This is a genomic window from Streptomyces cavernae (assembly GCF_004023625.1).
In the GTDB taxonomy this organism is placed as follows: Bacteria; Actinomycetota; Actinomycetes; order Streptomycetales; family Streptomycetaceae; genus Streptomyces; species Streptomyces cavernae.
The window spans coordinates 37,805-63,493 of sequence record NZ_RPDJ01000050.1; the positions used below are offsets into that span (position 1 = coordinate 37,805).

Annotated in this window: 23 protein-coding genes; 9 read left to right on the top strand and 14 right to left on the bottom strand. The window is 71.5% G+C overall.

Features of this window, described 5'->3' with window-relative positions:
- The first annotated feature begins 315 nt into the window (after positions 1-315).
- The gene (locus EF387_RS40910) at positions 316-1,629 is read left to right on the top strand and encodes a globin domain-containing protein (protein WP_128381681.1); all 1,314 of its coding nucleotides are present in this window, start codon (positions 316-318) and stop codon (positions 1,627-1,629) included.
- 48 nt (positions 1,630-1,677) lie between these two features.
- On the opposite strand, the gene EF387_RS40915 is transcribed toward EF387_RS40910, so the two are convergent.
- Entirely contained in the window at positions 1,678-2,112 is a 435-nt protein-coding gene (locus EF387_RS40915) for an RrF2 family transcriptional regulator (RefSeq protein ID WP_128381682.1), read from the bottom strand.
- A gap of 217 nt (positions 2,113-2,329) precedes the next feature.
- Between EF387_RS40915 and EF387_RS40920 the strand changes: the two genes are divergently transcribed.
- On the top strand, positions 2,330-3,004 hold the full coding sequence (locus EF387_RS40920; RefSeq protein WP_128381683.1) for a DUF3105 domain-containing protein: 675 nt from the start codon (positions 2,330-2,332) through the stop codon (positions 3,002-3,004).
- Positions 3,004-3,627: a DUF305 domain-containing protein gene (locus EF387_RS40925; RefSeq protein WP_128381704.1), complete on the top strand. Its 624-nt coding sequence runs from the start codon at positions 3,004-3,006 to the stop codon at positions 3,625-3,627. Before EF387_RS40920 ends, EF387_RS40925 begins: the two co-directional genes overlap by 1 nt.
- Positions 3,628-3,910: 283 nt before the next feature.
- Here the strand turns inward: EF387_RS40925 and EF387_RS40930 are convergent, their stop codons facing one another.
- The 3 genes from EF387_RS40930 to EF387_RS40940 form a co-directional block, all read right to left on the bottom strand.
- Positions 3,911-4,381 carry a (2Fe-2S)-binding protein gene (locus tag EF387_RS40930; RefSeq protein ID WP_128381684.1) on the bottom strand — a complete coding sequence of 157 codons (471 nt, stop codon included), beginning with the start codon at positions 4,379-4,381 and terminating at the stop codon, positions 3,911-3,913.
- 23 nt (positions 4,382-4,404) lie between these two features.
- Complete coding sequence (locus tag EF387_RS40935; protein ID WP_128381705.1) at positions 4,405-6,516, bottom strand: xanthine dehydrogenase family protein molybdopterin-binding subunit; 2,112 nt, start codon at positions 6,514-6,516, stop codon at positions 4,405-4,407.
- 283 nt (positions 6,517-6,799) lie between these two features.
- On the bottom strand, positions 6,800-7,624 hold the full coding sequence (locus EF387_RS40940; RefSeq protein WP_128381685.1) for an alpha/beta fold hydrolase: 825 nt from the start codon (positions 7,622-7,624) through the stop codon (positions 6,800-6,802).
- Positions 7,625-7,745: 121 nt separating this feature from the next.
- On the opposite strand from EF387_RS40940, the gene EF387_RS40945 reads away from it, so the two are divergent.
- Entirely contained in the window at positions 7,746-9,500 is a 1,755-nt protein-coding gene (locus tag EF387_RS40945; protein ID WP_128381686.1) for an NAD+ synthase, read from the top strand.
- An 84-nt stretch (positions 9,501-9,584) separates the two neighbouring features.
- On the opposite strand, the gene EF387_RS40950 is transcribed toward EF387_RS40945, so the two are convergent.
- The 5 genes from EF387_RS40950 to EF387_RS40970 all read right to left on the bottom strand — a co-directional run bounded on the left by EF387_RS40950 (position 9,585) and on the right by EF387_RS40970 (position 15,799).
- Positions 9,585-10,406 carry a MerR family transcriptional regulator gene (locus EF387_RS40950; RefSeq protein ID WP_128381687.1) on the bottom strand — a complete coding sequence of 274 codons (822 nt, stop codon included), beginning with the start codon at positions 10,404-10,406 and terminating at the stop codon, positions 9,585-9,587.
- Positions 10,407-10,645: 239 nt separating this feature from the next.
- Positions 10,646-11,857, bottom strand: coding sequence for an MFS transporter (locus tag EF387_RS40955; protein WP_128381688.1), 1,212 nt, complete (start codon positions 11,855-11,857; stop codon positions 10,646-10,648).
- Between the two features lie 191 nt (positions 11,858-12,048).
- Positions 12,049-13,092 carry an endonuclease/exonuclease/phosphatase family protein gene (locus EF387_RS40960; RefSeq protein ID WP_128381689.1) on the bottom strand — a complete coding sequence of 348 codons (1,044 nt, stop codon included), beginning with the start codon at positions 13,090-13,092 and terminating at the stop codon, positions 12,049-12,051.
- A 230-nt stretch (positions 13,093-13,322) separates the two neighbouring features.
- A complete protein-coding gene (locus EF387_RS40965; protein ID WP_128381706.1) occupies positions 13,323-13,940 on the bottom strand; it encodes a TetR/AcrR family transcriptional regulator in 618 nt (205 codons plus the stop codon).
- Positions 13,941-14,197: 257 nt separating this feature from the next.
- Positions 14,198-15,799 (bottom strand): MFS transporter, encoded by a 1,602-nt coding sequence (locus tag EF387_RS40970; RefSeq protein ID WP_128381690.1) that lies wholly within the window; start codon positions 15,797-15,799, stop codon positions 14,198-14,200.
- Between the two features lie 219 nt (positions 15,800-16,018).
- Here EF387_RS40970 and panB point away from each other — a divergent pair, with 219 nt between their 5' ends.
- From panB to EF387_RS40985, 3 genes are all read left to right on the top strand, one after another.
- Positions 16,019-16,879 carry a 3-methyl-2-oxobutanoate hydroxymethyltransferase gene (panB, locus tag EF387_RS40975; protein WP_128381691.1) on the top strand — a complete coding sequence of 287 codons (861 nt, stop codon included), beginning with the start codon at positions 16,019-16,021 and terminating at the stop codon, positions 16,877-16,879.
- A 306-nt stretch (positions 16,880-17,185) separates the two neighbouring features.
- Positions 17,186-18,205 carry an ATP-binding cassette domain-containing protein gene (locus tag EF387_RS40980; protein ID WP_128381692.1) on the top strand — a complete coding sequence of 340 codons (1,020 nt, stop codon included), beginning with the start codon at positions 17,186-17,188 and terminating at the stop codon, positions 18,203-18,205.
- A complete protein-coding gene (locus EF387_RS40985) occupies positions 18,202-19,017 on the top strand; it encodes an ABC transporter permease (RefSeq protein WP_128381693.1) in 816 nt (271 codons plus the stop codon). Before EF387_RS40980 ends, EF387_RS40985 begins: the two co-directional genes overlap by 4 nt.
- Before the next feature lie 27 nt (positions 19,018-19,044).
- Here the strand turns inward: EF387_RS40985 and EF387_RS40990 are convergent, their stop codons facing one another.
- From EF387_RS40990 to EF387_RS41000, 3 genes are read right to left on the bottom strand one after another with little or no spacing between them, the layout of a single operon-like run.
- Positions 19,045-22,335 (bottom strand): AfsR/SARP family transcriptional regulator, encoded by a 3,291-nt coding sequence (locus EF387_RS40990; protein ID WP_128381694.1) that lies wholly within the window; start codon positions 22,333-22,335, stop codon positions 19,045-19,047.
- A gap of 42 nt (positions 22,336-22,377) precedes the next feature.
- The gene (locus EF387_RS40995) at positions 22,378-22,677 is read right to left on the bottom strand and encodes a Uma2 family endonuclease (RefSeq protein WP_128381695.1); all 300 of its coding nucleotides are present in this window, start codon (positions 22,675-22,677) and stop codon (positions 22,378-22,380) included.
- Positions 22,678-22,686: 9 nt separating this feature from the next.
- The gene (locus tag EF387_RS41000) at positions 22,687-22,923 is read right to left on the bottom strand and encodes a hypothetical protein (RefSeq protein WP_128381696.1); all 237 of its coding nucleotides are present in this window, start codon (positions 22,921-22,923) and stop codon (positions 22,687-22,689) included.
- A gap of 128 nt (positions 22,924-23,051) precedes the next feature.
- On the opposite strand from EF387_RS41000, the gene EF387_RS41005 reads away from it, so the two are divergent.
- On the top strand, positions 23,052-23,846 hold the full coding sequence (locus tag EF387_RS41005; RefSeq protein ID WP_128381697.1) for a site-2 protease family protein: 795 nt from the start codon (positions 23,052-23,054) through the stop codon (positions 23,844-23,846).
- A gap of 13 nt (positions 23,847-23,859) precedes the next feature.
- Here EF387_RS41005 and EF387_RS41010 read toward each other — a convergent pair whose 3' ends face one another.
- Both EF387_RS41010 and npdG read right to left on the bottom strand, forming a co-directional pair.
- A complete protein-coding gene (locus EF387_RS41010; protein WP_128381698.1) occupies positions 23,860-24,066 on the bottom strand; it encodes a hypothetical protein in 207 nt (68 codons plus the stop codon).
- 86 nt (positions 24,067-24,152) lie between these two features.
- Complete coding sequence (gene npdG / locus EF387_RS41015; RefSeq protein WP_128381699.1) at positions 24,153-24,878, bottom strand: NADPH-dependent F420 reductase; 726 nt, start codon at positions 24,876-24,878, stop codon at positions 24,153-24,155.
- A 161-nt stretch (positions 24,879-25,039) separates the two neighbouring features.
- Here npdG and EF387_RS41020 point away from each other — a divergent pair, with 161 nt between their 5' ends.
- Positions 25,040-25,645 carry a hypothetical protein gene (locus tag EF387_RS41020; RefSeq protein WP_128381700.1) on the top strand — a complete coding sequence of 202 codons (606 nt, stop codon included), beginning with the start codon at positions 25,040-25,042 and terminating at the stop codon, positions 25,643-25,645.
- Positions 25,646-25,689: the final 44 nt, after the last annotated feature.

Genomic DNA, 25,689 nt, shown 5'->3' on the forward strand with positions numbered 1-25,689 from the left:
CACCCATCCTTGCTGGTCAGGCCGCATGCTCCCACGCCCGGGGACACTCGGGGCACCCCGAGCATCCCACCACAACACCATTTCGTCCGTGTTGCGGGGCTTGATCCACCCGCCGAGCTCCGGCCGAACGGTTCGCGTACGGCAGGTGTCCGGCGCTGTGCCCATACTGCCTGCTCATCCGTCCGGCGCGTAATGCCTGCCCCTCCCTGGCTCGATACCGCGCCGTTAATTTGCATCTCAGATACCAATTTAACTAGCGTACGGTCCGGCGCCACACCCCGGCGCCGACGCACACCCCGGCCCTGAGGAGCCCCGATGCTGTCCGAGCAGTCAGCAGCCACCGTCCGCGCCACCCTGCCCGCCGTCGGCGCGGCCATCGGAACGATCTCCGAGCGCTTCTACGCCCGGCTGTTCGAGGCCCACCCCGAACTCCTGCGCGATCTGTTCAACCGCGGCAACCAGGCCTCCGGCACCCAGCGCCAGGCCCTCGCGGGCTCGATCGCCGCCTTCGCCACCCACCTCGTCGACCACCCCGACACCCGGCCGGACGTGATGCTGCGCCGGATCGCGCACAAGCACGCCTCGCTCGGCATCGCCCCCGAGCAGTACCAAATCGTTCACAAGCACCTGTTCGCGGCCATCGCCGAGGTGCTCGGCGAAGCGGTCACCCCGGAGGTCGCGGCCGCCTGGGACGAGGTGTACTGGCTGATGGCGAACGCGCTGATCGCCATCGAGAAGTCGCTGTACGAGGACCGGCAGGGCGGGGGCCCGCGCGACTGGGTGGTCGTGGAGCGGATCGAGGAGACGGCCGACGTCACGACCTTCCGGCTGCGCCCGGCGGACGGCGGCCCGGTGTCCGGATACCGGCCGGGGCAGTATGTGTCGGTCCAGGTCGCGCTCCCGGACGGGGCCCGGCAGATACGCCAGTACAGCCTGTCAACAGCACCGGGGGCGTCGGTGTGGCAGATCAGTGTGAAGCGGGTTCACGGCGACACAGTGGCCGACGACGCATCACAGGACGGGCGAGCCGGATCTGTGAATGCGGTTCACAGCGAACCCGTGCCCGACGGTGAAGTCTCCAACCACCTGCATTCACACGTTCGCCCCGGTGACGTCCTGCGTCTCTCCGCCCCGTACGGCGATCTCGTGCTCGACGCCGGTGACGCGCCTCTGCTGCTCGCCTCGGCCGGCATCGGCGTGACGCCCATGATCGCGATGCTGGAGCAGCTCGCCGCCGACGGGCACCGCGCCCCGGTCACCGTCGTGCACGCCGACCGCTCCCCCGCCACCCATGCCCTGCGCGCCGACCACGAGGCCCTCACGGCAAAGCTCCCCGACGGGCGGCTCCACTTCTGGTACGAGGAGGGCGCCACGGAGGCCGACGACCCGGCGGAGACCGACGGCGCCGGACAGTCCGGGCAGGACGGCGCCGGGCAGGCACGGCGGCCCTGGCGGGCCGGATGGGCCGACCTGGCGGACGTCGAGGTACCCCAGGGCACGCACGCGTACTTGTGCGGTCCGCTGCCGTTCATGCGCGCCGTACGGTCCCAGCTGCTCGCGAAGGGCGTACCGGCGGCCGACATCCACTACGAGGTGTTCGGGCCGGACCTCTGGCTCGCGCAGGACTGACGACCGGCCGAAGTGTTCCCGCGGGCTGGGAGGCGTCAGGTGTCCGGGTCAGCCGCGCCCCGTGATCTGCAGCAGCAGGGGTCCCGTGGGCGCGGCCACCACGTCCCTCATGGTCAGCGGGTCCAGCGAGGCGTAGAACGCCTCCTGGGCGCGGCGCAGGGCACCGCGCAGCCGGCAGCCGGAGTTGAGCGGGCAGGGCGTGTCCCCCTCGCACTCCACGACGTCCCCGTCGCCCTCGAAGTGCCGCACGATCGCCCCGACCGAGGCGGAGCGCCCCTCCTCGGTGAGCGTGAGCCCGCCGCCCCGGCCGCGGCGGGCGGCCACCAGTCCCAGGTGCTGCAGCTCGGCGACCACCTTCGCGGCGTGCGTGTACGGCACCTCCATGTCCTCGGCGACCTCGCGGGTCGTGGGGCTCGGCGCGTCCATGACGGCCAGCCGCATGAGCATCCGCAGGGCCAGGTCGGTCGATCGCAGCAGCCGCATACGACCAACCGTAAATAATGCGCATCTGGGATTCAAATTTGTGGCACATCCGACGCCCGCCCTGCTCGGGTTCGACTCCCGGGCGGCGCCAATCCGGTACGAACCCGGCGCACAGCCCGTCGATTGCGCCATTCCGGCGCCCGGTCTCCTTACCGACCCTCCGGTCCCATTACGATCAGCGGACCCGGCCGTACCTTTCCCCAGAAGGACAGACCCCATGGCCCCCACGAAGAACACCGGCTCCAGCGCCGCCCGCAAGGCGCGCATAGAGGAGATGCGCCGCGCCGAGCGCACCCGCGAGCGCCGCAACCGGATCCTCACGATCACGGCCAGCGTGGTGGTCGTCGCCTGTCTCGTCGCCGGTGCCACCTATCTCGTCTCCTCGCAGGCGGACGACAAGGACAGCGCCGCGAGCGACTCCAAGAACTCCGGCTCGGGCAAGTTCGTCACGGGCAAGGACGGTGTGAAGACCTGGTCCGGCCAGCTCGGCCGCACCCACGTCACCAAGTCGGTGAGCTACCCGATGGAGCCGCCGGTCGGCGGTGACCACCACCAGGCGTGGATGAACTGCAACGGCGACGTCTACACCAAGGCGATCAACAACGAGAACGCCGTGCACTCCCTTGAGCACGGCGCGGTCTGGGTGACGTACAACAGCAAGGCGTCGGAGGCCGACGTCAAGGCGCTCGCGGAGAAGGTGAAGAAGACGCCGTACACGCTCATGAGCCCGGACGACAAGCAGAAGGACCCGATCATGCTCACCGCTTGGGGGAAGCAGCGCACGGTGACGAGCGCGAGCGACCCGAACCTCGGCAAGTTCTTCGAGGAGTTCGTGCAGGGCAAGCAGACGCCCGAACCGGGTGCCGCCTGCACGGGAGGGTTGTCCCAGTGATGCGGCACGTCGCCTGGATCGCCGGCGCCGCGGCGACCGCGCTGGTCGCCGCTGGGGCGATCACATACGCGGTCGCCGACGGTGACGACTCCGGGACGAAGACCCCCGCCGCGGACTCCGCGGACGCGGGCTTCGCACGGGACATGGCGGTCCATCACCAGCAGGCCGTTGAGATGTCGTACATCGTGCGCGACCGCACCGACGACGAGGAGGTGCGGCGGCTCGCGTACGACATCGCGCAGACCCAGGCCAACCAGCGCGGCATGATGATCGGCTGGCTCGACCTGTGGGGACTGCCGAAGGTGTCGTCGGACCCGCCGATGAGCTGGATGGGCATGAGTGGCATGGCCTCCGGCAAGGACGGCGCGATGATGCCCGGCATGGCGACCAACACCGAGCTGAAGAAGCTGGGTTCGCTGAGCGGCAAGCAGGCGGAGATCTTCTACCTCCAGCTGATGACGGACCATCACAAGGGCGGCGTCCACATGGCCGAGGGCTGTGTCGCCAAGTGCACGGTCGACGTGGAGAAGAAGCTCGCGCAGGGCATGGCCGAGGCGCAGGAGTCGGAGATCGAGTTGATGACGGGAATGCTGAAGGAACGCGGCGCGGCGCCCCGCGACTAGGGCCGGCCTAGGGCTGCCCTAGGCCCTGTCCGGGGTTGTGATCCGGATCAGGGAGCGGTGCGTGGTGCGTGCGATCGCAAGGCGCCGGTACACCCTCGTGTCCGCCCGCGACTACGACTTGTCCGGTCGTTCATCTCGCCGGGCGGATGCCGCTCGTCGTCCGCCGGTGCGGAGCCGGATGACTAGGGCCGCCGCAGTGGTACTCGGGTGCCGCGCTGTCCGACCTTGCGGCATCTTCGGGAGCCCCGCCTCGGCGCCAGGCCCTCGACCGGGTTCCCGCAGGTCAGTTGCTGGGATGTTCTCCGGCGGCGGAGGCCTTCTTGATGGCTTCCCGGATACGGGGATAGGTGCCGCAGCGGCAGACGTTCTCGATGCGGTCGATGTCCGCGTCGGTCGGCCGCGGTGTCCTCTTCAGCAGTGCCACCGCGGTCATGATCTGTCCCGGCTGGCAGAAGCCGCACTGGGCCACGTCGCAGTCGAGCCAGGCCTGCTGGACGGGGTGCAGTGTGTCGCCGTCTGCCAGGCCTTCGATGGTCGTGACGTCACGGTCCGCGCAGTCAGCGACCGGCACGACGCAGGGCTGGATCTCCGCCCCGTCGAGATGGCTGGTGCAGGCACGGCACACTCCCACGCCACAGCCGTACTTGGGACCGGTGATCCCCAGCATGTCGCGCAGCACCCACAGCAACGGCATGTCGGCGGGTGCCTCGACGGTGACCTGTTTGCCGTTGAGGACGAAGGAATACGACGGCATCGCGGCCTTCTCCAGAGGTTCGGTCAGAAATTGATCGGGAAGCGGCGCGGCCGGGTGCCGGTCGCCCGCGCGTAGGCGTTGGCGACGGCACCCGCCGCGGCGGGGACGCCGAGTTCGCCGGCCCCGCCGGGTTCCCGCCGGGAGGGCAGGATGTGCGCCTCGAAGTGCAGTGGGGCGTGCCGCTGGCGGGCGTAGCGGAAGTCGGCGAAGCTGTCCTCGCGGACGGCACCACGGTCGATGTGCAGGCCTGCCTGCAGCACGGTGGAGATCCCGTCGATCGCGGTGCCCATGAGCTGGGCCTCGAGGCCACGCGGGTTGACGGCCGTTCCGACGTCGGCCGCCATCACCACCTTGGTCACCCGCGGGTTCTCGGGGTCGGTGGCGTCGATCTCGGCCAGGCAGGCCACGCAGGAGCCGTACTCCTCGTGGACCGCGATGCCCTGGGCGCGGCCCGCCGGCAAAGCGCGGCCCCAGTGCCCGGCGGCCGCGGCCTTGTCGAGTACGGCCCTGACGGCCTTGTTCCTGAGCGTGGTGCGCCGGAACGCCACCGGGTCCTTGCCCAGGCTCCTCGCGATCTCGTCGACGACGATCTCCTCCGCGGTCCGCGTCGTCCCGGAGTCGACCGACCGCCAGGCGCCGAGGTTCATCGCCAGCGAGACGCCGCCCGAATCCCCCGAGACGCGCCCGAAGTTGTACAGGCCGGAGTCGCTGGGCACGGGACCTGCCGCCGGAGCGCGCCCCGCGCGGGCGACGGCGGCGGTCACACCGCCCTGAGCGGATGGCCCCCCGTCGTCGTAGGACTCGTTCACCGAGGCCGTCGCATGCTCGAAAGCCACCACCCTGCCCCGCGCGACGGCGGCGCGGATCCTGTGGTGGCTGGCCGGGCGCATCCTGCCGTGCCGTATGTCGTCGGCACGGCTCCACATCAGTTTCACGGGGCGCCGCGCCGCTTTGGAGATCAGTGCCGCCTCGATCGCCGCGTCGTAGTTCAGCCGCCGTCCGAACGAGCCCCCGCCCCGCAGGACGTGGACGCGGACCGACGACGCCGGCAGCCCGATCGCCGCGGCGATGCTGTCCCGCGCGTCCATGGGTGTCTGGGAGGAGAACCACATCTCGGCACGGTTGGCGCGCACGTCCGCCACCGCAGTCAGCACCTCCATCGGGGCATGGCTGACGAAGGCGAACGCGAACTCGGCCTCCAGGAGCGACGAGCGACGCGGCGGGGCCTCGAACCGGGGGACGGCGGCCCGCAGCCGGGCCCGGATGGCGGCGTCCGAGAGCGAGGCGAGCGGGCCGGGGGCCCAGGTGATCCTCAGTGCGTCCCTGGCCTTGAAGGCGTGATGGAAGGACTCCGCCACAACGGCGACACCACCGGCGATCTTGAGGACGGCGAGGACGCCCGGCATGGCGCGGGCCGCCGCCGCGTCGACCGAGACGGCCTTCCCGCCGATCGTCGGCGGCCGGGCCACCACGGTCGGCTTGGCCCCGGCCGCCGACAGGTCTCCGGCGTACCGGGCCTTGCCCGTGACGATGTCCCGCGCGTCGATCCGGGGCGTCGGCCGCCCGATCACCCGGTGCCGGGACGCGGGCTTGGGTTTGCTCGGCACGGCCGGCCTGCTGATCCGGGCGGCGCTCGCGGTCAGTGACCCGAAGGTGGCCTTACGCCCGTCGGGGGCGATGACCATCGTGTCCCGGGTGCGCAGTGTCCTGGCGGGGAGGCGCCACCGCTTCGCCGCCGCCGTCACCAACTTGGCGCGTGCGGTGGCGGCCAGTGCGCGGGCCGGGCCGTACAGCGAGCTGACGGAGCTCGAACCGCCCGTGTACTGGTTTCCCTTGGTGCGGGCGTCGGCGAGCGGGATGTCGACATCGGCGAGAGCGGCGTCCAGCTCCTCCGCGATCATCATGGCGACCGCGGTCGTGATGCCTTGGCCGACCTCGACGCGGGGCAGCCGTACGACCACTTTGTTGGCGGCCGTGACCTCCAGGACCAGCATCTCCTCGTCCGCGCCGGTCACCAGGACGTCAGACGGTCTGCGCACGCCCTCGGCCACGGGCTCGGCACCCGTCGCCTGCGACGAGTCGCAGGCGCCGGGGGCCGCCACGGTGAGAGTGGACGCCGCCAGCGAATAGACCATGAATCGCCGACGCGTCGGTCCGCCCGTCCGTTGGGACGACGGCGGGACCGGGGGCTGATGCGTCTCGTCCGACACCTTCGCACTCCTCTCGATGAGGGGTCAGTTTGTAGGAGTACGAAGGTGCTTGCTTGGTTGCCTGGCCGGAGCCAGTTGTCCACCGGCTCCCGGGACTCACGCCGATGCGCGGCTTGCCGACCGTCGGTGACGTGCCGCCGACCGCCACCCGCGGACCGGCCGCGGCCGAGCGCGCCGTTCCCCGCACCGCTGAAGGGGCGCTGCCCCCTCACGTCGTGGCGAGCACCGCGTCCGCGACCTCCCGTGGGCGGTCCAGCATCACCATGCGGCCGGCGGGGTCGGCGACGCTGAAGGTGGCGCCCAGCCGGTTCGCCAGGGCGCGCTGGTGCCTGAGTCGACGCTCGGAACCCGCCGCGAGCACGGTGACCGGGACCCGTGGGAGCGGGAAGTACCAGCGCAGGGTGGCCAGGTCCACGGCCTGGTCGCGGTAGCCGGCGTTCTCCGCGAGGATCGCGTGCAGTGAGCGGCTGGTGGAGTAGGCCCTGCGGACCAGGTCGTACGGTGCCGGGTCCGCGCCCCCGTGCCGTTCCGCGCGGACGGCGGCCCGCCGCAGCCGTGGCCCCAGAGCCCGGGGCACACCGGCGGCGCAGAGCAGCGTGCCACCTGCGCGCGTGACGGCGTTGCGGGCCGACCGTGCCCGGCGGGGGCGGGGTGCGTCCTCGACGCTGGAGTCGAGCAGGAGCAGCGCCGCCGTGCGTCCCGGGTGCAGGCGGGCGAAGGCCTCGCAGTGGAAACCGGCCAGGGAGTGCCCTACCAGGGTCACCGGCCCGTCCGCGCCCGTCGCCGCCAGCACGCCCGCGATCCTCCCCACCTCGTCCAGCAGCGTGGGCCACCCTCGCGCGGGTCCGCTCAGCCCGAGTCCGGGCCGGTCGAAGCGGATGACCGTGCGGTGCGGCGCGAGCAGCCGCACGACGGGGTCCCAGTCGAACCAGCACATCCCCAGGCCGGGGCTGAGCACACAGGGCGGTCCGCTGCCGTCGACCACGACATGGAGGGGGACGTCTCCGACTCGTACGAACCGTGCCCGGGTCACGGGAGTCTCCTTCGCGTCGGTGCCGTGGGCCCCCTCGTCAAACGGTAGTGAGCCGCCGGCCGGGGCGCCGGGACGTGGGCTGCCCACCCCATTGCGTCGCTCTGACGATTACACTGGGCGCGTGCCTCAACTACGCCTCGCCCTGAATCAGATCGACTCGACCGTCGGCGATCTCGCCGGGAACGCCGAGGCGATCCTCCACTGGACCCGGCACTCCGCCGAGCAGGGAGCGCACCTCGTGGCGTTCCCCGAGATGGCGCTGACCGGGTATCCCGTCGAGGACCTGGCCCTGCGTTCGTCCTTCGTGGAGGCCTCCCGGGCCGCCCTGCGCACCCTGGCGGCGCGGCTCGCCGAGGAGGGCTTCGGTGAGCTGCCGGTGATCGTCGGCTATCTCGACCGCTCCGAGACCGCCCAGCCCAGGTTCGGCCAGCCGGCCGGCGCGCCGCGCAACGCGGGCGCGGTGCTGCACCGCGGGGAGGTGGCGCTCACCTTCGCCAAGCACCACCTGCCGAACTACGGAGTCTTCGACGAGTTCCGCTACTTCGTGCCCGGTGGCACCCTGCCGATCGTGCGTGTGCACGGCGTCGACGTCGCCCTCGCCATCTGCGAGGACCTCTGGCAGGAGGGCGGGCGGGTGCCGGCCGCGCGCACCGCGGGGGCGGGGCTGCTGGTCTCCATCAACGCCTCCCCCTACGAGCGGGAGAAGGACGACACCCGGCTGGAACTCGTGCGCAAGCGGGCGCAGGAGGCCGGGTGCACCACCGCGTACCTGGCGATGATCGGCGGGCAGGACGAACTGGTCTTCGACGGGGACTCCATCGTGGTCGACCGCGACGGGGAGGTCGTCGCGCGGGCGCCGCAGTTCGCGGAGGGGTGCGTGGTGCTCGACCTCGACCTGCCGGCCGCGGCCGCCGAGCCGCCGTCCGGGGTGGTCGACGACGGGCTGCGGATCGATCACCTGGTGCTGTCCCAGGAGCCGCTCCCCGCCTACGAGGCCGAGCTCACGGGGGGATACGCGGAGCGGCTCGACGACGACGAGGAGGTGTACTCGGCGCTGGTCGTCGGGCTGCGGGCCTACGTCGCGAAGAACGGGTTCCGGTCGGTGCTGATCGGACTCTCCGGGGGAATCGATTCCGCACTGGTGGCGGCGATCGCGTGCGATGCGCTGGGGGCGCAGAACGTGTACGGCGTGTCGATGCCGTCGAAGTACTCGTCCGAGCACTCCAAGGACGACGCGGCGGAGCTGGCGCGGCGGACGGGGCTGAACTTCCGGACGGTGCCGATCGCGCCGATGTTCGACGCCTATATGTCGGCGACCGAGTCGACGGGGCTGGCGGAGGAGAACCTCCAGTCGCGGTTGCGCGGGACGCTGCTGATGGCGATCTCCAACCAGGAGGGGCACATCGTCCTGGCGCCGGGCAACAAGTCCGAGCTGGCGGTGGGGTATTCGACGCTGTACGGCGACTCGGTCGGCGCGTACGGGCCCATCAAGGACGTGTACAAGACGTCGATCTTCCGGCTGGCCGAGTGGCGTAACCGGGCCGCCGCCGAGCGGGGCCAGACCCCGCCGATCCCGGAGAACTCGATCACGAAGCCGCCGAGCGCGGAGCTGCGGCCCGGGCAGGTGGACACGGACTCGCTGCCGGACTACCCCGTGCTGGACGCGATCCTGGAGCTGTACGTGGACCAGGACCAGGGGGCGGACGCGATCGTCGCGGCCGGCTTCGACCACGACCTGGTGACGAAGACGCTGCGGTTGGTGGACACGGCGGAGTACAAGCGGCGCCAGTACCCGCCGGGGACGAAGATCTCCCCGAAGGGCTTCGGGAAGGACCGCAGGCTGCCGATCACCAACCGTTGGCGGGAGACGGTCTGAGGCGGGCGACCGTGACGCATCCCGGCTGAACCGGGTCCGGGCTTCCGGGGACCGCACGGTCCCCGGAAGCCCGGCCGTGACGTGTCAGACCGGGGTGACCGGCGCCTGCAGTTCCGTCACCCAGTCGTCGCGGTTCTCCGGGCACTCCAGGTTGATCTCCCGGGGGTAGCCGGTCGACCGGTACCCGTTTCCGTCGATCCAGTGGGCCAGGGTCTGGGCCGTGGGGACCACGGACTCCATCGAGCCGCGGTGCACGATGGTCGCCGCCCGGTCGAGGGGCGGCAGGTCGAGGACCCTGAAGGCGTCGTCCCGCAGCGGGGCGGACACCTGAACCGCCGCGTGGACGCTGATCCGGCCGCCGCCCTCCGGGGTGTCCTCGTAGTAGGCGATTCCCGGCCCTGTGGGCGTGACCCCCTCCGCGGCCAGGCGCCGGAACAGCTCGTCGTAGAGGGGCCCGATGACGGGTCCGATCTCCTCCGGCTCGAAACTGGCGGCGGTCGCCGTGAGTTCCGCCACGCGGACCGCCGGAACGCTTTTGACGACCACGTCGTCGGTGGGCATGTGTCCCTCGCTCTCGATCGCTCGGAGCCTCGCCTCGACCTGGACCAGTCGCGCCGCCGCGATGGCCATGGCGCCCTCCAGTTCGGCCCGCCGCAGCCGCAGCATGCCGCGCAGTTCCTCCGTGCTGATCCGGCCGTCCACGATGTCCCGCACCTGCTGGAGGGTGAAGCCCAGGTCCTTCAGCGCGATGACACGGTTGAGACGGGCCAGTTGTCCGGCGGTGTAGTACCGGTAGCCGGTGGCGGGGTCGACATGGGCGGGGCGCAGCAGTCCGGTCGCGTCGTAGTGGCGCAGCATCCGGACCGACACGCGGCCGTGCCGGGCGAAGTCTCCGATGGTGAACATGGTGTCTCCGAGTCGACCGCCTGACACGGTGTCAGGGTCAAGGGTGGCACCACCGGTCGGGGCCGGCGGCAGCAGCCGTCGAGGCCGACGCACCACCGGTCGAAGCCGACGTCCACGTCACCCGCTTGACGCCGACGTCACCCGTTGACGCCGACCTCACAGATCGAAACCGGCGGCGCCCCGTCGCAGCCGGCGGCGCCGATCGGGGCCGCGGCCCGGCACCGGTGTGCCGGGGCCGCTCAGTGGTGCACCTTTTCCGCCTGTTGCGGGATGTGCGAGGCCACCAGACGGCTGGGCGCGAAGGCGCGGCGGCGGTCCGTCGCGTAGGCCGCGGCCGCCACCGTCAGGCCCAGCACCGCGAGGGCGGCGCCCGCCAGGGCCGGCGCCGTGGTGCCGAGGCCCGCCGCCAGGGCGAGGCCGCCGGTCCAGGCGCCGCCGGCGTTTGCCAGGTTGAAGGCCGCCTGGTTGGCCGAGGAGGCCAGGGACGGGGCCGAGGACGCCTTTTCCATGACCATGAGCTGGAGCGGGGAGCCCGTGGCGAAGGCGGTGAGGCCCAGCAGGACCACGGCGAGCGCCGCGGTCCCCGGTGTCCGCATCAGCACCGGGAAGAGCGCCAGGACCAGCGCCAGCGACGTCAGCCCCGCGAAGAGCGTGCCGCGCATGTGGTGGTCGGCCAGGCGTCCGCCCAGCAGGTTGCCCGCGGTCGCGCCGACCCCGAACAGGGCGAGCAGCACGGTGACTTCGGAAGCGGCGTAGCCGGCCGTGTCCGTCAGCATCGGCGTGATGTAGCTGTACGCGGAGAACAGGGCGCCGAAGCCGGCGACCGTGGTGCCGAGCGCCAGCCAGACGGGGAGCGAGCCGAGCGCGGCGAGTTCGCGGCGGACCCCGGCGGGTGCCGCGTGCGCGTGGTCGTGCGGGAGGAGGAGAGCCAGGGCGGCGACGGCGGCGACGCCGATGGCGCTCACGCCGAGGAAGGTGGCCCGCCAGCCGAAGTGCTGGCCCACCAGCGTGGCGACCGGAACACCCGCGACGTTCGCGACCGTCAGGCCCAGGAACATCAGTGAGACGGAGCGTGCCTTGCGCTCGGGCGCAACGAGTCCGGTGGCGACGACCGCGCCGACGCCGAAGAACGCGCCGTGCGGCAGGCCGGAGAGGAAGCGGGCCGCCAGGAGCCAGTCGTACGAAGAGGCCGCGGCGGAGAGCGCGTTGCCCGCGACGAAGAGGGTCATCAGGCCCATCAGGACCCGGCGGCGCGGCAGTTTCGCGGTGAGCGCCGCGAGCAGCGGTGCGCCGATGACGACGCCGAGCGCGTACGCCGAGACCAGATGACCGGCGGTGGGGATGGATATGTGCAGGTCGTTCGCGACGTTGGGCAGCAGGCCCATCATGACGAACTCGGTCGTGCCGATGCCGAAGGCACCTACGGCCAGGGCGAGCAGGGCCAGGGGCATGGAGAACCTTTCACGGGGACGAGCGTGGTGTGCGGGCAGCTGTGACCGCACGATCGAGCAGCATATGTTCAACTGCGGAACAAACGCTGGGGTGCCCGGTATTCCGTGAGGTGAGGGGTGCTGGGGGATGCTCTGCGTCACATGTTCTGCGTCACATGTTCTGCGTCACATCCTCTGTCACATGGGCTGCGTCACATCGTGACGCGAGCCGCTATCGGCAGGTGGTCGCTGCCGGTGCGCGGCAGGGTCCAGGAGGACTTCGGCTCGACGTCCCGGACCATGATCTGGTCGATCCGCGCCATCGGGAACGACGCAGGCCAGCTGAACCCGAATCCGTCGCCCGCCGCGCCCTGCGTCGAACGCATCTGTGAGGTCACGCCGTTGAGCGCGCGGTCGTTCATCGTGCCGTTCAGGTCACCGAGCAGGACGACCTTCCGCAGTCGCTCGTGGGCGATCGCCTCGCCCAGCGCGTCGGCGCTCTTGTCCCGCTGACGGGCGGTGAACCCGGCCTCGAGCTTGACGCGCACGGAGGGCAGATGGGCGACGTACACCGCCACGTCGCCCTCCGGCGTGGTGATCGTCGCCCGCATCGCGCGCGTCCAGCCGAGCTTGATGTCGACCGGCTTCGACGCCCTCAGCGGGTACTTGCTCCACAGCCCCACGGTGCCCTGGACGGAGTGGTACTTGTACGTGCCCTTGAGGGCCTTCTCGTAGACCGGGACCGCCGGCTCCGTCAGTTCCTCCAGGGCGAGGACGTCCGCGCCGGACGCGGCGACGTCACGGGCCGTGCCGGAGGGGTCCGCGTTGTCCGCGTTGACGTTGTGCGTGGCGACGGTGAGGTCGCCGCCGGAGCCCGCCTTGTCGGTGATCAGCCCGCCGAACGTACTGACCCACACGACCGTCGGCACCACCACCGCGATCAGTGCCGTCGCCGACTTGCGCAGCAGCGCGAGGAGCAGCAGCACCGGGATGAGGACGCCGAGCCAGGGCAGGAACGTCTCGGTGAGGCTGCCGAGGTTGCCCACGCTGTTCGGGATCTGCGCATGGATCACGAAAACCAGGGCGAGCAGCAGCGCGAACGCGGCGATCACCAGACCGCGCCGCCAGATCCGGCGGTCGGACCGCCAGCCGTCCCACTGCCGTCCCAGCCCGTCGCCCAGGCGCCGGAGCAAGGACCTCCGGTGCTCATCCGAGCCCGCGCTGTCCGCCTCCGCCACATACGCCTGTTGCGCCATACCGTCGCCTCACTGCCTGCCTTGCACACCGTCAGCCCGTAGGGATGTTCTCAAGTCGCCGGCGCCACGGGCACCGCCCGGGGCTTCCAGGACACCCCACACAAGACCCTAGGGGATGATCGGTGCCGTTCTCCGCCGTCCTCGACGGCCGTACTCGGACGATGACGAAGAACCCGGCGATTCGATTTCCGGTCGAGTGGCCGAGATCGTCCGCTGTGACAAAACGCTCACTAAAGGGTCGGCCGCAGCCCCTCCAGCACAGCGTCGACGATTTGTTCGGACAGGCCTTCGTCGAGTCCGGCGTCCGGGCGCAGGACGGTGCGCAGCAGCATCGGGCCCATGAAGAGGTCGTAGACCAGCTCGATGTCGATGTCGTCGCGGATCTCCCCGTCCGCGACACCACGGCGCAGGACCTCGCAGGTCCTGCGGCGCCGCGGCTCCACCACCGTGGCGTGGTACGCGGCCCACAGCCTGGGCTGGCTCTTCATCTGCGCCTGGACGTTGTGCAGGAGCGCCGAGGACCGGTTGGCGAGCCCGCGCCGGCGCAGCGACTCCAGCAGGGCGAGCAGGTCGTCGCGCAGGGAGGTGCCGGGCAGTTCCGGGTCCGGGGGTTCGACGGCCCGCAGGACGTCGCAGAAGAGTTCCTCCTTGCCGCTCCAGCGGCGGTAGATGGTGGCCTTGCCGACGCCCGCGGTCCGGGCGACCCGTTCGATGGAGACCTCCGCGAGCGGGACCCCGTCCTCGAGCAGTTCGAGTACGCCCTCGATGATGGCGCGCTCCACCGCCTCGCTCCGGGGTCGGCCCCGTGCGGGGCCCTCTTGCCTGGCTCGGCTCTCGGCGAGGCTCACTTCACTCAAGTCCCTTCATCGCTCTGCGGCGATTCTCCCTCGGGCGGCGGGCGGCGGACACCTGGCCTAGCGCCCCGGCAGGCAAGTGCTCTGGGGGTACCCCCTGCTCGAAGAGCTTGGGGAGTGCCGGCCGGAAGTCCTCGTACTGGACGTACTTGGGCTTTCGGCCGGTGCGGCGAGTGGGGGTCCCCCCCTGCTCGAAGAGCTTGGGGGAGCGTGCCGGGCGTCGCGACGGGCGAACGTTGCCTGTCGGGGCACTAGGATTCGGCTCCCGACTCGGCCGCAACCAAGTCGCTCTCGCCGTCGCCCTTCTGAGGGGCCGCCGGCTTCCCCGGCAGGAACACGGCCACCACGACCGCGCCGAGCACCGCCACCGCCGCGCCGCCCAGCGCGGTGACGTGCATGGCGTGCAGGAAGGCGTCGTGGGCGGGAGCGACCAGCGCCTCGCCGCGGCTGCCCAGCTGCGCCGCGACGCCGAGCGTGGCCTCGATGGACTCGCCCGCCGTGTGCCGGGTGCCGGGCGGCAGCAGGGTGAGCTTGTCCTCGATGCCGGAGCGGTAGGCCGTGGAGAGCACCGAGCCGAGCACGGCGATGCCGAGGGCGCCGCCGACCTGACGGAAGGTGTTGCTGAGCGCGGAGGCGGAGCCCGCCTTCTCGCGGGGCAGCGCCTGCATGATGACGACGCTGGTCGGGGTCATGATGTGCGCCATGCCGGCGCCCATCAGGAAGAAGATGACCTCCAGGATCCAGATCGGGGTGTCGTCCTCCAGGGTGGCGAACGCGGCGAGCGTGGCGGCGATGATCAGCATGCCGCCGGTGGTGGTGGCCTTGTTGCCGAACCGGTCGACGACCAGCCGGGCGCGCGGCGCGAAGACGAGCTGGGCGACGGCCAGCGGCAGCATCAGCAGCCCGGTCTGCAGCGGCGTGTAGCCGCGCACGCTCTGGGTGTAGAAGACCGAGAAGAAGGTCACACCCATCAGCGCGAAGAACACGAGTGCGATGACGGCGATCGCCGCCGAGAAGACCTTGTTCTTGAAGTAGGTGACGTCGATGGACGGATGGTCGCTGCGCTTCTCGTACACGACGAAGCCGGCGAGGACGGCAAGTCCGGCGGCGATGGTGGCGAGGACGGTGCCGTCGGTGAAGTCGGCGAGCTGGCCGCCCTTGATGATGCCGTAGACGAGCAGGACCAGGCCGATGACGGACAGCAGCACGCCGACCGGGTCGACCCTGCCGGGGTTCGGATCGCAAGAGTCGGGAACCAGCCAGATCATCAGGCCCAGCGCGAGGATCACGATCGGCACGTTGATGAGGAAGACCGAGCCCCACCAGAAGTGGTCGAGGAGCACACCGCCGGTGATCGGGCCGATGGCGATGGCGAGGCCGACACCGCCGGCCCAGATACCGATGGCCTTCGGCTGTTCCTCGCGCTCGAAGACGTTCATCAGGACGGCGAGGGTGGCGGGCATCACGAAGGCGGCCCCGAGGCCCATCAGCGCACGGAAGGCGATGAGCTCGAAGGGCGAACCCGACTCCGCGGCGAGCGCCGAACCGATACCGAACACGACGAGCCCGCCGAGCAGTACCTTCTTCCGCCCGAGCCGGTCGCCGAGCAGCCCCGCGGTGAACAGCAGCCCGGCGAAGACGAGGGTGTAGGCGTTGATCGCCCACTCCAGCTCGCTCTGGGTGGCACCGAGGCCGGTGGGGGCCGGAGTGGAGATGGTCTTGATGGCGACGTTCAGGATCGAGTTGTCCAGTACCACGATCAGCAGGCTGAGCATCAGCACGCCCAGGATCGCCCAGCGGCGCCGATGGACGGATTCCGGTATTCGGGAGACGGAATCGACAGGAGTTGTCATACAAACAGCCTAGCGAAATTCGATACGGGACCGTCTCGTATCGAAAGTTCTTTACCCAGAACTTACAGAGGGCCGCCCCGTCCCCACTGAGAAGTGAGCTTCGCCTCGGAACCGGCATGGCCGGAGGACGGACTAGCCGTGGGTGGCACGAGGTGCCACCATGGAAGCGGTCCGGGGACGCCGTAAGGGCGCCTCGAGATGACTGAAGGAGCCGTTGCAATGACGCAGCTTTCGGCTGCCCGCAGCCCCGACAGCAGCAAGTCGCTGTACGGCGGCAAGGGCACCCGCCGTATCACCGTGCGCGACCTCGCCGCCGCCAAGGAGCGCGGCGAGAAATGGCCGATGCTCACCGCCTACGACGCGATGACCGCGTCCGTCTTCGACGAGGCCGGCATCCCGGTGATGCTCGTCGGCGACTCGGCGGGCAACTGCCACCTCGGGTACGACACGACCGTACCCGTCACCCTGGACGAGATGACCATGCTGTCGGCGGCCGTCGTACGGGGCACCTCGCGCGCCCTCATCGTCGGCGACCTGCCCTTCGGCTCATACCAGGAGGGGCCGGTGCAGGCGCTGCGCTCGGCGACCCGGCTGGTGAAGGAGGCCGGGGTCGGGGCCGTGAAGCTGGAGGGCGGCGAACGCTCGCACCGCCAGATCGAGCTGCTGGTCGAGTCCGGCATCCCCGTGATGGCCCACGTCGGGCTCACCCCGCAGTCCGTCAACGCCATGGGCTACCGCGTCCAGGGCCGCGGCGAGGAGGCCGCCCAGCAGCTGCTGCGCGACGCCAAGGCCGTGCAGGACGCGGGCGCCTTCGCCGTCGTCCTCGAACTGGTCCCCGCTGAGCTGGCCGCCGAGGTGACGCGTGTCCTGCACATCCCGACGGTCGGGATCGGCGCGGGACCCGAGACGGACGCCCAAGTCCTCGTCTGGACCGACATGCTCGGCCTCACCGGCGGACGGGTGCCCCGCTTCGTCAAGCAGTACGCCAACCTGCGCGAGGTCATGGCGGGCGCCGCGAAGGCGTTCGCCGAGGACGTTGTCGGCGGGACGTTCCCGTCGGAGGAACACTCCGTCCACTAGGACGGTCCCCGAGACCACCGCGGCAACAGGACGGCCCCGCTGATCTTCCCCCGTCAGCGGGGCCGTCCCCTTGTACGCCTGAGTCGGCGCCGCTTTTGTGCGCTGAGCCGGCGCCGCTTTTGTGCGCTGAGCCGGCGCGGCTTTCGTGCGCCTGTGCAGCGCCGCTGTTGCGCGCCTGTGCAGGCGCCGCTCTCGGGGGCCTGTCGGGTGGTGTCGGTCGGTGGTGTCGGTCAGTTGTGGGCGGCCGTAGGCGGCTGTAGGCGAGCTGTCGGTGGTTTGTCGGTCGCCCCTGGCACCTTCGGGGCCATGACACGAATCGACGAGAACCCCGGCCGCCCCCGAGCGGCGGTCACGGTACGGGGGCTGGTCAAGCACTACGGCGAGACCCGGGCGCTGGACGGCGTGGACCTGGAGGTACGCGAGGGCACCGTCCACGGTGTCCTCGGCCCCAACGGCGCCGGCAAGACCACCCTCGTGCGCTGTCTTTCCACCCTGATCAGGCCCGACGCCGGCGAGGCGTTCGTGGCCGGCTACGACGTGGTGCGCCAGCCCCGGCAGCTGCGCCGGGTGATAGGCCTCACCGGCCAGTACGCCTCCGTCGACGAGAAGCTCTCCGGCCACGAGAACCTCTACATGATCGGCCGGCTGCTGGACCTGACGCGCAAGGAGGCCCGCTCCCGCTCCGAAGCGCTCCTGGAGCGGTTCTCCCTCACCGAGGCCGCGCGACGCCCGGTGAACACCTACTCCGGCGGTATGCGCCGCCGGCTGGACCTCGCGGCGTCGATGATCGGCAGCCCCGCCGTGCTGTACCTGGACGAGCCGACCACCGGCCTGGACCCGCGCACCCGCAACGAGGTGTGGCAGGAGATCAGGCGCATGGTCGGCGACGGCGCCACGGTGCTGCTCACCACCCAGTACATGGAGGAGGCCGAGCAGCTGGCCGGCGAGCTCACGGTCGTCGACCGCGGCAAGGTCGTCGCGGGCGGCGCCATCGAGGAGCTGAAGGCGAAGGTCGGCGGACGCACCCTGCGCATCCGCCCGGCCGATCCGCTTCAGCTGCGCCCGACCGCCACCGCACTGGACGACTTCGGGCTGACCGGCCCGGGCAGCGCGACCGTGGACAGTCAGTCCGGCACCGTCCTCGTACCGATCCTCAGCGACGAGCAACTGACCGCGGTGGTCGGCGCGGTCACCGCCCGCGGCATCACCGTCGCCGCCATCAACACCGAACTGCCCAGCCTGGACGAGGTGTTCCTCTCCCTCACCGGCCACAAGACCACCGACTCCCAGGACACCACGCCCGCCCGTATGGAGGTCGCCGTATGAGCACCACCCTCGCGGCCCCCGCCCCGGCGCCCGCCGACCCCCGGATCGGCCTGCGCTCCCACCTGCAGCACATCCGCGCCCTGGTCCGCCGCAACCTGCTGTGGATCCGGCAGGACCCGGAGTCCATGTTCGACGCGGTGCTGATGCCGATCGTCTTCTGCCTGCTGTTCGTGTTCGTCTTCGGCGGCGCGATCGCGGGCAAGGGCAACCAGGACGAGTACGTCAACTACGTGGTGCCCGGTCTGATGGCGATGATGGGCATGAACCTCGCCATGGGCGTCGGCACCGGCTTCAACCAGGACTTCCAGACCGGTGTGATGGACCGTTTCCGGTCCATGCCGATCGCCCGGTCCTCGGTCCTCATCGCCAAGATCACGGTCGAGCTCGGCCGGATGCTCGTCGCCATGGCGGTCCTGCTCACGGTCGGTTTCGTCCTCGGCCTGTCCGTGGAGAACGTGCCGGGTCTGCTGGCGGCCGTCGGACTCGCGGGCGTCTTCGGTTCCGCGGTCATGTGGATCTTCCTGACCATGGGCGTGATGATGAAGAACGCCCAGGCCATCCAGGGAATGGGGTTCCTCGTGCTGTTTCCCCTGCAGTTCGGCTCGTCCATCTTCGCGCCGACCGACTCGATGCCGGGCTGGCTCCAGGCGTTCACCGACTACAACCCGCTGTCGTCGCTCGCGGACGCCGCCCGCGGCCTCATGAACGGCGGCCCGATCGCCCATGACGCGCTGGTGACGCTGATCTGGTCGGTCGTCATCACCGCCGTCATGGCTCCGGTGGCGATCCACAAGTTCCGTACCAAGAGCTGACCCGCAGGGCCGCTCGGTCGGTACGCGTCACAGCAGGGCGGCGGCCTCCTCCAGACAGAGCCCGCCGCCCTTGGCGTACGCGGCCTCGTACGCCGCGTCGCCGAGGACGGTCCGGGCGGCGGACTCGGCCCGCTCGACCGCCTCCCGCTCCAGCCCGGCGGGCACGTGCCGGGCCGGCAGCCGGCTCGCGGCGGCACCGAGCAGCCGGGCCGCGTCCCGGGCCCGTTCCTCGCCGCCGAGCCCCAACAGGGCGAGGGCCCCGGTGATCAGATGCGTCGATCTCATCTGCGGGACGACCGCGACGGACATCGGATCCCGGGCCCGCTCCAGCCCCCGCCGTGCCTTGTCCAGGGCCTGCTCGTGCTCGCCGTCGACCGTGTGCAGCCAGGCCTCCAGACCGAGGACGAGACCGTCGAAGACCACGAAGGTGACCGCGCTGAACTCCTCCCTCAGCACGCGCAGATGCTGCCGGCTCTCCGCGGTCCGTCCCGTGCGGCCGCACCACATGGCGAGGAAGAGCCGGGCGGCCGGCATCGCCTCGTTTCGGGTGGTGCCGCGCTCCTCGAGCGCCTCGCGCAGCAGCCGCTCGCCCCGCTCGCCCTGGCCCGCCTCGATGAGAACGCCGCCGAGCCGGGTACGGAGCACGGACGCCTGGGCGTGGGCGCCGAGCCGTTCGGCGTGCTCCCGCGCCGCCTCGAAGTCGGCGGCGGCGAGCAGGTAGTCGCCCTGGCGTTCACGGGCCTCGCCGCGCGCGGACAGCGCCTCCACGAAACCCCAGCCGTCGCCGAGCCGGGTGAAGATCTCCATCGCCTCGACGGCGTCCCGGGCCGCGTCGCCGACCGTGTCGGCACTGTTGGCCAGCAGGTTGGCGCGCATCTGCAGGGCTACGCCGAGCTCCCACTCGTAGCCCAGTTCGCGGCAGGTCCGGATCGCCGCGCTCCCCGCCTCGTGGAGCCGTTCCACGTCACCGGCGAGGACCAGGGCGTAGAACCAGAGGTAGCCGGGACTGCGGCAGGTCTGCGGGAGGCCCGGCCGGTAGACCTCGGTGATGGTGCGCAGCTTCGCCCGGGCCTCGGGGGTCTGCCAGCTCTCCGGTTCCAGGTCCATGCAGGCGAGGTTGATGAGGTGCACCCCGCGCCGGGCCTCTTCCAGGACCTCGGGGCGCATCGGCGGAGGCTCGTCGGTGCAGCGCTCCATGAGGGGTTCGGCGGGGCGCACGGGCGGGGCGAAGGGGTTGGGACCGAGGGCCATGACCTCCCGGGACCAGTGGCCGGCCGTGCTGCGCAGATCGCGCATCTGCCAGTACCAGGACAGGGCAAGCACCAGGCAGAGCGCCTCCTGCTCGTCGCGGACGGCGACGGCGTGCTGCAGTGCGGCGCGTACGTTCTCCCACTCCAGCTCCAGCCGGGCGACCCCGGCGCGCTGGCCCGGGCCGCGCAGCAACAGGTCGGTGGTGCGGACCAGTTCGCGGTAGTACGTGAGGTGGGCGCGCGCCGTCTCGGGCCGGGTTCCCGCCTCGTCGAGCCGTTCCCCCGCGTACTCGGCGACGGTCTCCAGCAGCCGGTAGCGCATTTCCCCGTCCGGCGACGGGGCGGCCACCACCAGGGACTTGTCGACGAGTGAGCCGATCGCCTCCAGCGCGGCCGGACCGCAGACGGCCTCCGCGGCGGCGAGGTCGCAGCCGCCCGCGAAGACGGAAAGCCGGCGCAGTACGTCGCGTTCGTCCTCGTCGAGCAGGTCCCAGGACCAGTCCACGACGGCACGCAGTGTCTGCTGGCGGGCGAGCAGGGTGCGGCTGCCGGAGGTCAGCAGCCGGAAGCGGTCGTCGAGGCGGTCGGCGAGCCCGCGCGGGGTGAGCATCCGCAGGCGGGCGGCGGCGAGTTCGATGGCGAGCGGGAGGCCGTCGAGACGGCGGCAGATCTCCGCGGCCGCCGCGGCGGTCTCCTCGTCGGCGTCGATCCGGAACCCCGGCATCGCCGCGGCCCCGCGCTCGGCGAGCAGCCGCAGGGCCATCGGCTCGGGCAGCGGTTCCACCGGCCGCAGCAACTCGCCGGGTACGCCGAGGGGTTCACGGCTGGTGGCGAGCACGGTCAGCTCCGGGCAACGTGTCAGCAGTTCCTCGGCGAGCCGGGCCGCGGCGTCCAGCACGTGCTCGCAGTTGTCGAGGATGAGCAGCATGCGGCGCTTGGCGCAGTGCTCGACGAGCCTTACGAGGGGGTCGTCGTGCCGATCGGAGGCGGCCCGCAGTTCCTCGGCGCCGGCGCCGCGCAGGACGGTCTCGCGGGCGCCGACCGCCGTGAGGACGGCCTCGGGTACGGCCTCCGGGTCGTCGAGCGGCGCGAGTTCGGCGAGCCAGACGCCGTCGGGGGCGGTGGCGGCGACGGCCTCGGCGGCCTCTTGCGACAGCCGCGTCTTGCCGGCCCCGCCGGGTCCGAGCAGGGTCACGAGGCGGGCTGTGGCGAGGTCCCCGCGGATGGCCTCGATGTCGGCCTCCCGGCCGACGAAGGAGGTGAGCCGGGCCCGTAGATTGCCCGGGGCGGGGCCTGCGCCCGGGGTGCCGGTGTCGGCGGCAGACGGGGGCACCGGTGCGCGCTTCTCGGTCGGGTGCAGCAACTCCTCGTGCAGCGCCCGCAGTTCGGGGCCGGGGTCCGAGCCCAGGCCGTCGGCGATCAGCCTGCGTACGGACTCGTAGGCGGCCAGTGCCTCGGCCGTACGGCCCGCCGCGCGCAGTGCCCGCAGACGCAGCGCCTGGAAGGGCTCGTCCAGGGGATGGGCGTCGCACAGGGCGGTGAGCTCGGGCAGGATCCGTTCCGCCTCGCCGAGTTCCAGGGCCGCCGTCGCGCGGGCCCGCCGGACGTCCAGGCGGAGTGCCTCGCAGCGGGCGGCCTCCGCGGTGCGGTCGGGCAGGTCGGCGAGGGCCGGGCCGCGCCACAGGGCCAGGGCGTCGTCCAGGACGGCCGCGGCCTTGGCCGGGTCGGCGTCGGTGAGCGCCCGCGTGCCCTCGCCCGCGAGCCGCTCGAAGCGGTGCAGGTCGATGTCGTCGGGCGCCGCGCACAGCCGGTAGCCGCCCTCGACGGAGGCGACGGCCTCGGCTCCCAGCGCCCTCCGTAACCGGCCCACCAGCGCCTGCAGCGCCCCGTTCGCGTCGGCGGGCGCGTCGCCGTCCCAGACCTCGTCGACGAGGGCACTCACCGGCACACCGCGCCCGGGGCGCAGTGCGAGCACGGTCAGCAGGGCACGCAACCGCGCCCCGCCGACCGGGAGATGGGTGCCGTCGGAACGGAAGGCCTGGGTGGTGCCGAGGATGCGGTAGCGCACGGTGCCATTGTCCCGGGCGGGGGGTGGGCTCCGCCTCCGGGTTCAGGACCGCATGAACTGCGAGGAGTCCAGGACGAGGATCTGGTCGGCCACGGGGATCTGGATTTCGTCGCCGAAGACGCCGGATTCCTCGTGCTGGTATGCGCCGTCCACGGGGCGGGTCAGCAGCGTCCAGCGGGCGGAAAGCACATCGACGATGAGATAGGCGGGGATGCGGCGCAGGGCGTAGTGGTCCGACTCGGTGTTGTAGTCGCGGTGCCTGCTCTCCGGCGAGACGACCTCGACGACGAAAGGCAGGAGCGCTTCGTCGACCTCGCTCTCCTCCGAACGGATCTGGTCCAGCGGGAGCGCCTAGGCATCGGGCTCGGGTTTGTAGCCCTCCCTGGGCGGTACCACCGCGAATGCGCCCACCGGAGCCCAGCCGGGCAGCCGGTCCTCGATCTGGTTGGCAATGCGCCGAGCCGTGGTGGTGTGCGCATGAGTGACCGGTACCAAAGTCAGCCCGTTCTTCGTCAGCCGGAGGCGCGCGCTCCTGGGGACCTGGAGCTGGTCCTGGACCAACTCGACCCAACCCTCGGCGATCGTCATGGGCACCTCCTCAGTCGACTCGATGACAGCGTAACGACTACCAGGAACCTGACCCCACCCGCGGGACGTTCTCCCCAGACCACCGGTACGGTCGACTCCGCACACATCAGCCCACACCAGGGAGCCCCATGACCACCGCCACCTCCCGGCACAGTGACCGGAGGATCAGCCCCGTATTCGTCGGGATCGTGGCCGTCATGGCCGTCACCGGATGGGCCACCTGGACCGGGTTCGCCGAGCAGCCCGGGGTGGCGGTCTTCCTGTTCGTGACGGCCGCCTGGATCGTCTCCCTGTGTCTGCACGAGTACGCGCACGCGCGTACGGCACTGCACAGCGGTGACATCACGGTCGGCGCGAAGGGCTACCTCACGCTGAACCCGCTGAAGTACACCCACGCCCTGCTCAGCATCGTCCTTCCGGTCCTCTTCGTGATCCTGGGCGGGATCGGTCTGCCGGGCGGTGCGGTCTTCATCGAGCGGGGGCGTATCCAGGGGCGCTGGAAGCACAGTCTGATCTCGGCCGCGGGTCCGCTGACGAACGTGCTGTTCGCGGTGGTGTGCACGGCCCCGTTCTGGCTGGACGCGCTGGACGGGGTGCCGGACACGTTCCGTTACGCGCTGGCGTTCCTGGCGCTGCTGCAGGTGACGGCCGCGATCCTGAACTTCCTGCCGGTTCCGGGTCTGGACGGCTACGGCGTGATCGAGCCCTGGCTGTCGTACAACATCCGCCGTCAGGTGGAGCCGTTCGCCCCGTTCGGTCTGCTCGCCGTGTTCGCCCTGCTGTGGCTCCCGGAGGTCAACGGCGTCTTCTTCGACGCGGTGGACGCGGTGCTGCGCGCGCTGGGCGTGAGCGACTGGGACACCTATTGGGGCCAGCAGCTCTACCGGTTCTGGCAGGGCAACCCGGAGATCCCGGCGCAGTGACCGGCCGCGGGCCTCAGCCGGTGGGGGTCCGGCCTGCCTTGGCGCGGCGCAGGTAGTACCACGCCATGTTGGAGGAGAGCCCCGCCAGCAGTACCCAGACGATGCCGAGCCAGCTGCCCCGGACGAAGGAGATCACGGCCGCCGCGACGGCGAGGACGCAGACGACGAGGGCGTAGAGGGCGAGTCGCCGGGCCGGGTCGCGTGGGGGCACGGGGGGCATGGGGGTCGGCTCCTGAGGACGGTCATGTTGACGGGGCACTACGGCATCCAGTGTCCCCCATGCCCCTGCGCCCGCCCGCACGCGCCCTACACGTCGGTCAGACGCAGCCCGGCGTGTGCCTTGTAGCGGCGGTTCACGGAGATCAGGTTGGCGACGAGGGCCTCGACCTGGTGCGCGTTGCGCAGCCGCCCGGAGAAGATGCCGCGCATCCCGGGGATGCGGCCGGCCAGCGCCTGGACGATCTCCACGTCGGCCCGCTCCTCGCCGAGGACCATCACGTCCGTGTCGATCTCCTCGATCGCGGCGTCCTGGAGCAGCACGGCGGAGAGATGGTGGAAGGCGGCGGTCACCCGGGAGTCCGGGAGCAGCGCGGCGGCCTGTTCGGCGGCGCTGCCCTCCTCGGGCTTGATCGCGTAGGCGCCCTTCTTGTCGAAGCCGAGCGGGTTGACGCAGTCGACGACGAGCTTGCCCGCCAGTTCCTCGCGCAGCGATTCGAGGGTCTTGCCGTGGCCGTCCCAGGGCACGGCGACGATCACGATGTCGCTGCGCCGCGCGGTCTCGGCGTTGTCGGCCCCCTCGACGCCGTGGCCGAGTTCCTCGGCGGCGGACTGTGCGCGCTCGGCGGCGCGGGAGCCGATGATCACCTTCTGTCCGGCGCGGGCGAGCCGGTAGGCGAGGCCCTTGCCCTGCGGTCCGGTGCCGCCGAGCACGCCGACGACGAGCCCGGACACATCGGGGAGGTCCCAGGGGTCCTTGGCCGGAGCCTTGGCGGGGGCTGCGGCGGGCGTCTGTGCACTGTCGCTAGAGGTCATGGGCCGACTTTACGTGTGCGGCCCGCCACGCGGACGGGCGCGGTCAGGTGACCACGATCACGGGGAGGCGGGCGGAGCTGATCGTCTCGTACGCGCTGAATTGGGCGAATTTGCGGTGAACGCCGCCTGACGAGTGGTTGGTTGCGGCAGGATGCGGGGGCATGGACGCGGTACGCGTGGCGCTGTTGCGCGAAGTGCTCGCCGGGACCGAGTGGTTGGGGGCGACGCGTCGGTTCGCGACCGCGCTGCGGTCGTCCGTGGTGCCGCACGGCGGCGGGCTGCTGCTCGTGGGCACCGAGGAGTACGAGCCGTGGCACCTGGCCGCGCACCTGGTGGACGAGGCCGCCTGGTCGGGGACGCCGGAGCTCGCGCCGACGCTCGTCCGGCACGGCGCGCGGGCCTCGGATCCGCCGCACCTGGCGGTGGGTCTCGGCCGGATCGAGGCGGCGCGGCGCGGGGAGACGCTGTTGGTGGTGGCCCCCGGCGCGCCGGGGGATCCGTTGCTGGAGCGGGTGCACGACGCGCGGCGGGCCGGGGCGACGGTGCTGGCGCTGTCCTCGGGCGATGCCGAGTTGCACGGACTGGCGCACGAGGGGCTGGCGGTGCCGGGCGAACGTGAGCTGGATCTGGACACGGTGCAGCATCTGGTGAGCGCCGCCGCCGGGGAGAACGTGGTGGCGCGCCCGCGCGGCCGCGGCCGCTCGCTCCGCGACCGGCTGTCGCGGCTCGCGGACCATCTCACCGCGCCTCCGCCGGCCCGCTGGTAGCACGCGACGCCCGGCCCGGCTCGCGGCAGTGGCTGCGGGCGGCG